Here is a 12188-nt window from a genome sequence, read left to right as displayed (position 1 = left end):
GAAGGGGATCGCTCGTTCCCCGTCCTCCCCACACCCACGAAGGTTCTTTCGGGGGGATGGATCGGGCCAGGTTTCGGGAAAATCGGTTTCCGCGCCCACGCCACCGGTCAACCACCTGTGCGGGGTGCCACCCCGTGCCGGGTCTCGTGGCGCGAGGTCCCGAACCCTCGCGTCCACTCGGATCCGTCCGGCGAGTGCTCCCCCGGTGAGCGAGTTCCGCTCCCGCGCGACACCGACCGAAGCGGAGTAGGGAAGATGTCCGAGCACAAGGTGGTCCTGGAGCAGGCGGCCCGGGAGTTCGCCGACGTCAACGCGAACGAGCCCTTCATCTACCAGGTCCCGCCCGAGCAGGGCCGGCAGATCCTGGAGGACGTCCAGAGCGGCAAGGGCGTGCCCAAGCCCGAGGTGGTCGACGCGTGGTTCACCGTGGAGGGCGGTCCCACCGGCCAGGTGCCGGTACGGGTCGTGCGTCCGCCCGGGGCCACCGGGGTCCTGCCGGTGATCCTCTACGTCCACGGGGCGGGCTGGGTCTTCGGGAGCGCGAACACCCACGACCGGCTGGTGCGGGAGCTGTGCGTGCGCACCGGCGCGGCGGTGGTCTTCCCCGAATACGACCGCTCACCCGAGGCGAGGTATCCGACCGCGATCGAGCAGGGATACGCGGTGGCCCGCTGGGTGGTCGAGCACGGCGCCGAGAAGGATCTGGACGGAACCCGCATGGCGGTGTGCGGGGACTCGGTGGGCGGCAACATGGCCACGGTGCTGACGTTGATGGCCCAGGACCGGGGGGACGTGTCGTTCAAGGGTCAGGCGTTGCTGTACCCGGTGACCGACGCCGACTTCGACACCGATTCCTACCACGAGTTCGCCACCGGCTACTTCCTGAACCGGGACGGCATGATCTGGTTCTGGGACCAGTACACGACCGACCCCGATGAGCGGGCGCAGGTCTACGCCTCGCCGCTGCGGGCGTCGCTGTACCAGCTACGCGAACTGCCTCCGGCGATCGTGCTCAACGGGGAGGCCGACGTGCTGCGCGACGAGGGCGAGGCGTACGCGAATCGGTTGCGGGAGGCGGGGGTGCCGGTGACGGCGGTCCGCTTCCAGGGCATGATCCACGACTTCATGATGATCGACAGCATGCGCGACACCCACGCCAACCAGGCGGCGCTGAGGTTGACGTCGGACTTCCTGGCCGACGTGCTGGAGACCCGGTCGACGGTGCCCAGGCAGCAGGCCGGGCAGCGGTCGGGGGCGTATTCGCGCTGAGGTGATCGTCGGCGGAGGCGAAGACGCCCCCGCCGACGTCGCCCGCGGGGCCGGGGGCCGGCCCGCGTGGGTCATCGACCGGCCGGGGCCGCCGGGTTCCTTCGCTCGGACAGCCAGGCGCGGTAGCGGCGCAGCGCCCGACGTTGCCCGAGGCGTTCCGAGACCAGGGCGTAGGCCGGAAGGGTGCCGGGGCGCGGCGCCCTGCCCCGGGCGACGCGGCGGAGTTGGTGGCGGACCCGCGCCATGCTCGCCGCCGAGGCCAGCGCCTTGTTCGACCAGGTCACCGGCGGCATCGACCGGCCGGCCTCACGGTGTTCCCGCCAGAGCAGGGGCAGGTCGGGGTCGAGGGACAGGGCGGTGCCCATCCCGACGACCGCCACACCGTCGGCGACGACCTTCTCGGCGGTCTCGCGTCGGGTCACGCCGCCGGTGAGCATCAGCGGCAACGGGCTGGTCGCCACCAGCTCCCGTGCCAGGTCCAGGAAGTAGGCCTCTCGGGCCCGGGTGCGTTCGTCGGCGGGGCGGCCGGTCATCGCAGGGCTCTCGTAACTGCCGCCGGACAGTTCGACCAGATCGACGCCGAGCGGTTCGAGCATCGCGATCACCCGACGCGCGTCGTCCACGTCGAAGCCGCCGCGTTGGAAGTCGGCGGAATTGAGCTTCACCGCGACCGCGAAGGTCGGTGAGACGACGGCCCGGATCGAGCGGACCACGTCCAGCAGCATCCGCGCCCGGTTCTCCAGCGACCCGCCCCAGGCGTCGGTGCGCTTGTTGACCAGTGGGGACAGGAACTGGGACAGCAGGTATCCGTGCGCCGCGTGGATCTCCACCCCGTCGAACCCGGCCTGTTCGGCCCGGGTCGCCGTGACCGCGAACCGCTCCACGGTGGCCTCGATCTGTTCGGCGGTCATGGCGGTGGGGCGGCCGAAGTTCTTGCTGAGCCGGCCCAGTTCGACGCCGACGGCGGACGGAGCCCACACGACACCGGGCATGTCGGACTGGACCTGGCGGCCGGGGTGGTTGATCTGCATCCACACGGTCGAGCCGCCGGACTTGGCGGCCTGCGCCCACCGGGTGAACGGCTCCAGAGGGGAAGCATCGTCGAGGACGATGCCGGCGGGTCCGGTGAGCGCTTCGGCGTGCACCATGACGTTCCCGGTGATGAGCAGGCCCGTTCCGCCCGCCGACCAGCGCCGGTACAGCTCCAGGAGTCGGTGGTCGGGCAGTTGGCCCTCTCCCGCCATGTTCTCCTCCATGGCGGCCTTGGCGATTCGGTTGCCCAGAACCGCCCCGGAGCGCAGCTGCAGGGGTGAGTACAGTCCGCCGGTCATCGGAATCGGCCCCTTCTTCGGATTCGCTATTATGTATGCAGTGCTCACATTAGAGGAATAATGTGTGCACTGTAAACATGAGGGAGTGTGATCCGTGCCGCGGGCCAAGAACACCTACCACCACGGCGACCTGCGAGCCGCCTGCGTCAGCGCGGCCCGCGAGCTCCTCGAAGAGGACGGCGGGGCCGCGCTGTCCCTGCGCGCGGTGGCCAAACGCGCCGGGGTGTCGGCGACCGCCCCCTACCGCCACTTCGCGGACCGCGACGCGCTCGTCTCCGCGGTCGCGGCCCAGGGCTACCGCGAACTCGCCGAACATCTGGCGCTGGCGCACCCCTCCCCTACGACCCCCGACGACCTGACCGAGGTCGCCATCGCCTACGTCCGCTTCTCCCTCGAGCACCCGGCCCTGTTCCGGGCGATGTTCGCCGAACCCTGCGACCCCGCGCACGAGGAACGGGCCGCCGCGACCGCCACCATCTGGGAGTACGTGCACGGTCTCGTGCGTGCCGTCTTCCCCGAGGCCGAGCCCGAGGCGCTCTCCACGGCGGTGTGGTCGCTCGTCCACGGGCTGGCCTTCCTGCACCTGGACGGCAAGCTCGACGCCACGGACCCGGAGGAGATCACCGGAAGGATCCGTTCCACCGTGCGGGCGATGCTCACCGCCGGAGCCGCGGTCGAGCGAGGGTAGGACCCCGCAGACCTTCGCTCTCCGCGGGACGGAACGCGTGAACCCGTCCGCTCGGAGCGGCCTCTGCCACGGCCCACCCTGACACCGACCGCATCGAAGTCTCCGGGAAGGCCGACGATCGTCCGACGGGGGTAACGTCGTGCGGCGAACGTTCGATCGATACCGGGAGAGACTCGTGAAGCCCCGATGTCCGGCCTGCGACGGAACAGGCACCCTGCACGAACCGGTCGTCCCGGTCACCCAGTACGCCTCCCCCGAACTGATCGAGAGGATCGTCTACGCAGGGCACGACCCCGGCGACGACCCGGCCTGGGCGGTATCGGGGGCGACCTCCCGCGAGGAGTACGGCGCCTGGTGCGGCCACGCCTGCGGCATGGCGTGCCTGCGCATGGTCCTCGCCCACCGCGATGGCGACGCTCCCCCGCTCCTCGAACTCCTGCACGGGACCCGCGAGGCGGGCGGCTACGTGGAACGGCCCGACGGCACGGTGAAGGGCCTGATCTACGCGCCCTTCGTCGAATACGTCCATGACACCCACCGGCTGGACGCCCGCGTACGCACCGACCTGGACACCGAGGCGCTGCGCTCGGAACTGGACCGGGGCCGGATGGTGATCGCGTCGGTGCACAAGGAGATCCGCCGCCCCGAGCGCGCGGCACCGGGGAAGGGCGGACATCTGGTTCTGGTCATCGGCCACCGGGACGGGCTCCTCCACTTCAGGAACCCCTCCGGGCATCGGCCCGACACGGTCTCGGCGACGGTGGCGGAGGCGACCTTCGCGACGTTCTTCGCCGGGCGGGGCGTCGTCGTGGACCCCACCCGGTATCTGTGAAGGTCAGCCCACGGTCAGCGCGTCCGCCAGTTCCCCGAGCCTCGATGAGTGGGCGCCCTTGACCAACAGCACGTCCCCGGAGGCGAAGCGTTGGCCGCCCAACCACTCTCGGGCCGCGTCCTTGTCCGAAAGCACCAGGGCGTCGGGCCCGTACCCTTCGGCCAGGGCCCGTGCCTCGGCGGTGCCCACCACGGTCACCGTGTCGATGCCGAGCACCGCGGCGAGCACGCCGATCTTGCGGTGCTCCTCCATCGACCCGTCCCCGAGTTCGCGCATCTCTCCCAACAGGGCGATCGTCCGTCCGGCACGCCCGCGCCCTAGATGCGCCAACGCGCGCAGCGCCGCCGAGGTGGAGTCGGTGTTGGCGTTGTAGGCGTCGTTGACCACCAACAGCCCGTCTCCGCGTTCGACCACCCGCATCCGCCCCTCGGACACGGGCGTCGCCGTCGACAGCATCTCTCCGACCTGGAGTACGTCCATACCGACCGCTCCGGCCGCCGCCGCTGCCGCCAACGCGTTGGGCACCTGGTGCTCGCCCACGACCTGTAGGCCCACCATGCAGTCGCCCGCGCGGGTCCGCAGGGTGAACGAGGCCCGCCCCTGTGAGTCCAGTCCGATATCGACGGCGCGCACGTCCGCCCCTTGGGCCGTGCCGAAGGTGATGATCCGGGCCTTGGTCCGGTCGGCCATCGCCGCCACTCGGGGGTCGTCGGCGTTGAGGACCGCGACCCCGCCCTCGGCCGCCGAGGGGAGGGCGGCGACCAGTTCGCCCTTGGCCTTCGCGGTCAGCTCGGGTCCGCCGAACTCCCCCATATGGGCGGTGCCGACGTTGAGGACCACGCCCACGGTCGGCGGGGTGATCTCGGTGAGGTAGGTGATGTGCCCCTGCCCGCGGGCGCCCATCTCGGCCACGAGGTAGCGGGTTTCGGTGTCGGTCTCCAAGGCGGTGAGGGGGAGGCCGATCTCGTTGTTGAACGAGCCCTCGGTGGCGACGGTCGGTCCGGCCGGTTCCAGGATCTGAGCGATCAGGTCCTTGGTGGAGGTCTTTCCGGAGGATCCGGTGACCGCGATGGTGGTCAGGTCCGGAAGCGCCTCCACGTGGGCTCGGGCCAGAACACCGAGAGCGGTGAGCGGGTCTTCGACCAGGACCGAGGGCAACCCCAGGGACCGGGACGCGAGGACCGCGGACGCCCCCGAGGCGATCGCTTCGTGGGCGTGGTCGTGCCCGTCACGCCCCTCGCCGCCTCGGAGGGCCACGAAGAGATCCCCCGGGTGGACCTTGCGAGAGTCGTAGGAGATGCCGGTGACCTCGATCGTCTCGGACACCTCCGAGATCCGACCCGAGGTCGCGTTCGCGATGTGGGCCAAGGTGATGGGCAGCATGGTTTCCTCTCGGTCCGGAGGTATGAAGACGACCGTACCCAGGTCGGGGGCGTTTCCAGGGGAACGACGCATCGGGGGCGTCGGCGTCGGTACCGCACGTGTCCCCGTATGCGTGGCGAAACGACCCGCGAGAACGGAGAGCACGAGCCCTCCGCACCCCACCGTCCCGGTGACACGGCTCCCGGAACACCGGCCGCCCGGAACCGAGGAAAAATCACTACAGGTAATGAAACCATCACGCTTCAGCGTGGAGAAGGCCGGGGAGGACCACGGTGCCCGATCACTCAACGCGCATGGAGATAACACACTGTGGTGAATCAGCCGTCGTTCGACGACCGCACCGACTTCGACGACGCCGACCGGGGTTACCTCGGTACGGCGGCGGATCCGCGGATCACCGATGGGACCGGACGCGTCGTCTGGGACCTGGACGCGTACGCGTTCCTCGACGTCGACGCCCCCGAGACGGCGAACCCGAGCCTGTGGCGCCAGTCGCAGCTCAACGCCAAACACGGCCTCTACGAGGTCACCGACGGTATCTACCAGGTGCGCGGCTTCGATCTGTCCAACATCACCTTCGTCGAGGGCGACGAGGGCGTCATCGTCATCGACCCGCTGATCTCCGTGGAGTGCGCGGAGGCCGCGCTCGCCCTGTACCGCGAGTACCGGGACGAGAACCGCCCCGTCACCGCGGTCATCTACAGCCACTCCCACGTCGACCACTTCGGCGGGGTCCGGGGCGTGGTGCCCGAGGGCGCGGACATCCCGATCATCGCCCCCTCCGGCTTCCTGGAGCACGCCGTCTCCGAGAACGTCTACGCGGGCACCGCCATGACACGACGGTCGATCTTCATGTACGGGTCCGTGCTGGGCAGGGGCGCCGACGGTCAGATCGGCACCGGGCTCGGCCAGACCACCTCCACCGGCACCATCTCCCTGATCGAGCCGAACACCTACGTCACCGAGACCGATCATGAGGAGCTGATCGACGGGGTCCGGATCCGCTTCCAGCTCACCCCGGGCACCGAGGCGCCCTCGGAGATGAACTTCTTCTTCCCCGACCGCAACGCCCTGTGCATGGCCGAGAACGCCACCCACACCCTGCACAACGTGCTCACCCTGCGGGGCGCGCTCGTCCGTGACCCGCACGTGTGGGCGAACTACCTCACCGAGGCCATCGAGCTCTTCGCCGCCGACTCCGACGTCCTGTTCGCCTCCCACCACTGGCCGACCTGGGGCACCGAGAAGCTCACCACGTTCCTCTCCCAACAGCGCGACCTGTACGCCTACCTGCACGATCAGACCCTGCGCATGATCAACCAGGGCTACACCGGCATCGAGATCGCCGAACGGATCCAGCTTCCGCCCGTGCTGGAGAGCGCCTGGCACGCCCGCGGCTACTACGGGTCCGTCTCGCATAACGTCAAGGCCATCTACCAGCGTTACATGGGTTGGTACGACGGCAACCCCGCCCACCTGTGGGAGCTGCCTCCGGAGGAGTCGGCGGCCAAGCACGTCGAGTTCATGGGCGGCGCCTCGGTGATCCTGCCCAAGGCCCAGGAGGCCTACGACGCCGGGGAGTTCCGCTGGGCCGCCCAGGTCCTCAACTACGTCGTCTTCGACGACCCCGGCGATACCGACGCACGAGAGCTGCTCGCCCGGGTCTACACCGCGCTCGGCCACGGCGCGGAGAACGGCACCTGGCGCAACTTCTACCTCCAGGGCGCCGAGGAGCTGCGCGGCAACAAGGTCCCCACCCCCATCGACACCGCCTCCCCCGACGTCATGAACGCCCTGAGCATCGGGCAGATCTTCGACTCGGTCGCCATCCTCGTCGACGGGCCCCGTGCTTGGGACACCGAGCTCGTCATCGACTGGAACTTCACCGACCCGGTGGAGAAGGTCAGGCTCACGCTCAAGAACGGCGTCCTCACCCAGCACGCCGAGCGCGAAGGGGCCGAGGCCTCCCTGACCGTCACACTCACCAAGGCGCAGCTTCTCCAAGTGCTCGCCACCCGGAGCCTGGACGGTATCGATTACGAAGGGGACCCTGAAACGCTCACGACCCTGTTCGGGCTCTTGGACGAGGACGATCCCGACTTCGACATCGTCACGCCCTGAGGAAGGTCGCGTCCTGAGGTGAACATGGTGTCCTGGCGCCGCCCGTGTCGGGTGGGCCCGCGATGGCGGGTCCACCCGGTGAAGGCCCCGGGGCCGGAGAATGCACTCTCCGGCCCCGGGTCGGTCGAGCCCCCGAGCGTACTCGGGGCGGCGGGTCAGGGCACGTCGTGACCGGCGGCCTGGAACAGGCCGTACCACTCGCTCCGTGTCAGAGGGAGCTCCGAGCCCGCGGCGGCGTCGGTGACGCGCCCCGGGTTCGTCGTGCCGAGCACGACCTGCATCCCGGCCGGGTGACGGGTGATCCACGCCGTCGCGATAGCGATCGGGGTGACCCGGTACTTCTCGGCGAGACGCTCCAGCTCGGTGTTCAGCTCCCGATGGTCCTCGGAGCCGAAGAACACCCCGCCCTGGGCCCCCTTCTGGAACGGTGACCACGCCTGGAGGGTGATCCCGTTGATCCGGGCGTGATCGACGAGACCGCCCCCGTCACGGGTGATCGAGTCGTCGGCTCCGGCCATGTTCGACGAGATCCCTTGGGCGATGATCGTCGAGTGCGTGATCGACAGCTGCACCTGGTTCGCGACGATCGGTTGGGAGACGGTGGTCCTCAACAGGTCGATCTGCCTCGGCGTGTGGTTGGAGACCCCGAACGCGCGCACCTTGCCGCCGGACTCCAGGTGGTCGAAGGCGCGCGCGACCTCCTCGGGTTCCACGAGCGCGTCCGGGCGGTGCAGCAGGAGCACGTCGATGTGGTCGGTGTTCAGGGCCTTCAGCGATTCTTCGACGGAGGCCACGATGTGCTCGTACGAATGGTCGTAGCCCCGGCCCGGGACGATGCCGGTCTTCGTCTGGAGGGCGATCCCCTCCCGCTCCGACGGGCTCAGGCTCAACGCTTCGGCGAACCGGCGTTCGCACAGGTGGAGACCGCCGCCGGGGTGGCCGATCCCGTAGATGTCGGCGTGGTCGAAGAAGTCGATCCCGGCCTCGCGGGCGGTGGTGTACAGCTCGCGGATCTGTTCGTCGGTCTTGTCGGCGATCCGCATCATCCCCGCGATGACGTTGGGCACCCGGGTGTCGGTGTTTCCGAAGGGGACGGTCTTCATGGGTTCCTCTCGTGGGGCCATGCCCGACAGGGGTCGGTGGAGAGAGCACGGTTCTCGTAGAGGTCGAGGTTGCCACGTCCGGGGAAGGGGTTCACGCGCGCCCCCGGCCGAGCCGCGAAGCCCCGGCAACAAGGAGGACTCCACATCCACACGCGGCCGAACGGAGCGAATAGGGGCATCTCACCAATCCCACCTTCTCTCCGTCCCCGGTGGCTACGGTGAGCGTATGGGCTCTCTGACCGACGACCCGGACTTTCTCGCGACGACGTACGTGGTCATCGACTTCGAGGCGACCACCCCGGCGGGGCGTCCGGCTCAGCCCATCGAGGTCGCGGCTCTCGCACTGCGCTACGAGCAGGGCGACTGGGTGGAAGCGGGACGCTTCGCCTCCCTGATCCGCCCACCGGAGTTCGCACCGGTGACCCGGTTCAACACCCTCCACAGCGGCCTCACCTCCGAGCACCTCGCCTCGGCCCCCACGCCGGCCGAAGCCCTGGGCGCCCTGGACCGCCGCTTCACCGCGGACTCCCGATACCTGTTGGTGGCCCAGCACGCCGCCACCGAGGCCGGACTCCTCTACAACCAACGCGAGCACTGCCCGGTGGCGGCGCGGATCGACCTTCTCGACACCATCCCGTTGGCCAGGCGTATGGTGCCCGGCCTGCCCGACTACAGGTTGGACACCCTGCTGGGGCACTACTCCATCCCCTTGCCGGCGGACCGTCATCGCGCCGCAGCCGACGTCCGGGTGACCGCGTGGGTGTTCAGGCGACTCATCGAGGACGCCGACCGTGAAGGCGACATCCGTGATCTCGCCGAACTGGTGAGGGTCGCCGGACGCAAGTCCAAGGTCGACCGGCCCGCACAGGGAGAGCTGTTCACCCTCTAACCGTCCGCGTCATGACGGATGAGCGTAGAACCCTTGTCAGAGCGGGCGGACTTTCGGAAAACTTCCACGAAAACCCCGCTTGTGCATTCGAGAAGCCGAACGTAAAGTGACGCCTAAGTACTAATGGTCACAGGGTGACCACCCCGGGTGCACCCTGTGGCGCTTCCCCCGGAGTAGCCCATGCACCGCGCCCTGTTCATGGCGGTCGTCACCGCCGCGGCCCTCATCTCCCCCACCACCGCCTCAGCATCCACCACGGAGTCCGACATGCGAGCCACCCTCGTGTGGTCCGACGAGTTCGACGGCCCCGCCGGGAGCGCTCCCGACCCCGCCAACTGGAACCACGAGACCGGTGATCACGGCTGGGGCAACAACGAGCTCCAGAACTACACCGACAGCCGGGCCAACTCGGCCCTGGACGGCAACGGCAACCTCGTCATCACGGCCCGCCAGGAGGCGGACGGTGGCTACACCTCGGCCAGGCTGACCACCCAGAACAAGGTGCAGCCCCAGTACGGCCGAGTAGAGGCCAGTATCCAGATCCCACGCGGCCAGGGCATCTGGCCCGCCTTCTGGATGCTGGGCGCGGACTTCCCGAACACGCCGTGGCCGGACTCGGGCGAGATCGACATCATGGAGAACATCGGCCGCGAGCCCCACCTGGTGCACGGTAGCCTCCACGGCCCGGGCTACTTCGGCGGCGAGCCGCTCACCGGTTCCTACATGCACCCGCAGGGCTGGTCCTTCGCCGACACCTTCCACACGTTCGCCGTGGACTGGAGGCCCGGTTCGATCACCTGGTCGGTCGACGGCGTCGCCTATCAGACCTACACCTCGGCCGATACCCGAGGGAACCCGTGGGTGTTCGACCAGCCGTTCTTCATGATCCTCAACGTGGCCGTGGGCGGCGACTGGCCCGGCTACCCCGACGGCAGTACGCAGTTCCCCCAGGAGATGCGCGTGGACTACGTGCGGGTCTACGAACTGGGCTAGACCCCCGGAACACCCTGATCCGGGAGAGATCGAGGTGGGGCCCCGTCTCGGAAGCCGGGGCCCCACGTCCATCCGAGTTCGGATCAAACGGCACCCGTTTCGACGTACGGTGTCGTGCCATGACCGTTCTGATCATCGGTGGCAGTGGGTTTCTCGGCGGCGAACTGACCCGACAGGCCATCGCCGCAGGACACACCGTCACGGCGACCTTCGGCACCCGCGCAGGAGCCCTCCCCGGCGCCGAATGGCGGCGGCTCGATCTCCGACATCCCGAGGCGATCACCTCTCTGTTCGAGGAAGTGCGGCCGACGGTCGTGATCAACACGGCCTATCGGAGGTCCGACTGGGCGACGACGGCGGACGGCGCCATCAGGGTCGCGATGGCCGCGCTCGACCAGGGCGCGCGTCTGGTCCAGGTGTCCAGCGACACGGTCTTCTCCGGCGACCGGGTCCACTACGACGAGGACTCCCTCCCGGACCCGGTCACCCCCTACGGCGCCGCGAAGGCCGCAGCCGAAACCGCGATCCGGTTGCTGGATCCCACGGCCGCCATCGCCCGCACCTCCCTGATCATCGGTGACGGCGGTTCCGTTCACGAGTCCTTGGTCCACGACCTGGCCACCGGACGCCGGGATGGGGCCCTGTTCACCGACGATGTCCGCTGCCCCGTGCATGTCGGGGACCTGGCGGCCGCTCTTCTGGAACTGGCCTTCTCCGACTACGGCGGCGTCTGCCACGTCGCCGGCTCCGACGCCGTCAGCCGTTACGAGCTGGGGACTCTGATCGCCCGACGTGACGGTCTCGACCCTTGCGCTCTGACCACCGGGAAGCGCGCGGAGATGGGGCCTCCCGGGCCTTTGGACGTCCGGTTGGAGAGCGGCCGGACACAGAGCCGGATCAGCACCGTTCTCCGAGGGGCTCGGGAGTTCCTCGCGGCGCCGGTCTCGAAGAAGGACGAACCCGGGCGATGAACCTTGGCCGGGGCGCATGGTCGGTCGGTGATCCTCCCCGCGTGCGCGGGGTTCAGGGAAGTCGCCCCGGGGGAACAGGGACCGCGTCTCACGGCCCCGCCCTCTTCATCCCTCCTTGCGAACGGTGGTCGTGTCGACGCCGGCGGGTTCGCCCCGCGCGTCGGTGGGACGCAACTCCGGAAGCGGAACGCCGTTCTCGTCGACGAGCACCGAGTGCTCCTCCCCTCGCGCGAACGCGTGCCGCTCGCCCCACTGCCGTAGGGACACGATGACCGCGAAGAGGTCGCGCCCCGTGTCCGTGAGGACGTAGACCTGCCTGCGGCCGGTGGGGGCGGTCCGTCGTTCGAGGATCCCCCGGTCGACCAGGCGTCGCAGTCGGTCGGTGAGGATGTTGCGGGCGATCCCGGTCCGGCTCTGGAAGTCGCCGAAGGCCCGCGCGCCGTCCATGGCGTCCCGGACGATCAGCAGGCTCCACCGGTCTCCGACCAGGTCGAGCGTGCGGGCGACCGGGCAGGAGGGGTCGGTCCAGGTCATCGCGTCGTCGGGCGTCGCCGTGTTCGTCATCACCACTCCAGAAGAGTTGCGGTTTGAAACCAGTGTGCCCTACC

At 69.3% G+C, this 12188-nt stretch carries 11 protein-coding genes; 7 read left to right on the top strand and 4 right to left on the bottom strand.

Going from position 1 to position 12188, the window contains the following annotated elements:
• The first annotated feature begins 255 nt into the window (after nt 1-255).
• Nucleotides 256-1269: an alpha/beta hydrolase gene (locus TR33_RS23490; RefSeq protein WP_042285566.1), complete on the top strand. Its 1014-nt coding sequence runs from the start codon at nt 256-258 to the stop codon at nt 1267-1269.
• Nucleotides 1270-1340: 71 nt separating this feature from the next.
• Here the strand turns inward: TR33_RS23490 and TR33_RS23485 are convergent, their stop codons facing one another.
• Nucleotides 1341-2600 (bottom strand): NADH:flavin oxidoreductase/NADH oxidase family protein, encoded by a 1260-nt coding sequence (locus tag TR33_RS23485; RefSeq protein ID WP_042285564.1) that lies wholly within the window; start codon nt 2598-2600, stop codon nt 1341-1343.
• A gap of 94 nt (nt 2601-2694) precedes the next feature.
• On the opposite strand from TR33_RS23485, the gene TR33_RS23480 reads away from it, so the two are divergent.
• On the top strand, nt 2695-3288 hold the full coding sequence (locus TR33_RS23480) for a TetR/AcrR family transcriptional regulator (RefSeq protein WP_042285562.1): 594 nt from the start codon (nt 2695-2697) through the stop codon (nt 3286-3288).
• A gap of 175 nt (nt 3289-3463) precedes the next feature.
• On the top strand, nt 3464-4120 hold the full coding sequence (locus TR33_RS23475; protein ID WP_017536272.1) for a cysteine peptidase family C39 domain-containing protein: 657 nt from the start codon (nt 3464-3466) through the stop codon (nt 4118-4120).
• A 3-nt stretch (nt 4121-4123) separates the two neighbouring features.
• On the opposite strand, the gene TR33_RS23470 is transcribed toward TR33_RS23475, so the two are convergent.
• Nucleotides 4124-5503 (bottom strand): UDP-N-acetylmuramoyl-tripeptide--D-alanyl-D-alanine ligase, encoded by a 1380-nt coding sequence (locus tag TR33_RS23470; RefSeq protein WP_042285559.1) that lies wholly within the window; start codon nt 5501-5503, stop codon nt 4124-4126.
• A gap of 309 nt (nt 5504-5812) precedes the next feature.
• On the opposite strand from TR33_RS23470, the gene TR33_RS23465 reads away from it, so the two are divergent.
• On the top strand, nt 5813-7624 hold the full coding sequence (locus TR33_RS23465; RefSeq protein ID WP_042285556.1) for an alkyl/aryl-sulfatase: 1812 nt from the start codon (nt 5813-5815) through the stop codon (nt 7622-7624).
• A gap of 155 nt (nt 7625-7779) precedes the next feature.
• On the opposite strand, the gene TR33_RS23460 is transcribed toward TR33_RS23465, so the two are convergent.
• Complete coding sequence (locus tag TR33_RS23460; protein WP_017536269.1) at nt 7780-8727, bottom strand: aldo/keto reductase; 948 nt, start codon at nt 8725-8727, stop codon at nt 7780-7782.
• 226 nt (nt 8728-8953) lie between these two features.
• Here TR33_RS23460 and TR33_RS23455 point away from each other — a divergent pair, with 226 nt between their 5' ends.
• The 3 genes from TR33_RS23455 (at nt 8954) to TR33_RS23445 (ending at nt 11580) form a co-directional block, all read left to right on the top strand.
• The gene (locus tag TR33_RS23455; RefSeq protein WP_017536268.1) at nt 8954-9616 is read left to right on the top strand and encodes a 3'-5' exonuclease; all 663 of its coding nucleotides are present in this window, start codon (nt 8954-8956) and stop codon (nt 9614-9616) included.
• 180 nt (nt 9617-9796) lie between these two features.
• Nucleotides 9797-10609 carry a glycoside hydrolase family 16 protein gene (locus TR33_RS23450; protein ID WP_014913442.1) on the top strand — a complete coding sequence of 271 codons (813 nt, stop codon included), beginning with the start codon at nt 9797-9799 and terminating at the stop codon, nt 10607-10609.
• 119 nt (nt 10610-10728) lie between these two features.
• Complete coding sequence (locus TR33_RS23445) at nt 10729-11580, top strand: SDR family oxidoreductase (RefSeq protein ID WP_042285552.1); 852 nt, start codon at nt 10729-10731, stop codon at nt 11578-11580.
• 105 nt (nt 11581-11685) lie between these two features.
• On the opposite strand, the gene TR33_RS23440 is transcribed toward TR33_RS23445, so the two are convergent.
• A complete protein-coding gene (locus TR33_RS23440; RefSeq protein ID WP_017536266.1) occupies nt 11686-12144 on the bottom strand; it encodes a winged helix-turn-helix transcriptional regulator in 459 nt (152 codons plus the stop codon).
• Between the last annotated feature and the right edge of the window lie 44 nt (nt 12145-12188).

This window comes from Nocardiopsis alba, from assembly GCF_000710955.1.
Taxonomy (GTDB): Bacteria; Actinomycetota; Actinomycetes; order Streptosporangiales; family Streptosporangiaceae; genus Nocardiopsis; species Nocardiopsis alba.
The sequence above is the reverse complement of the archived record's forward strand: the minus strand, read 5'-3'. Positions and strand labels throughout refer to the sequence as shown.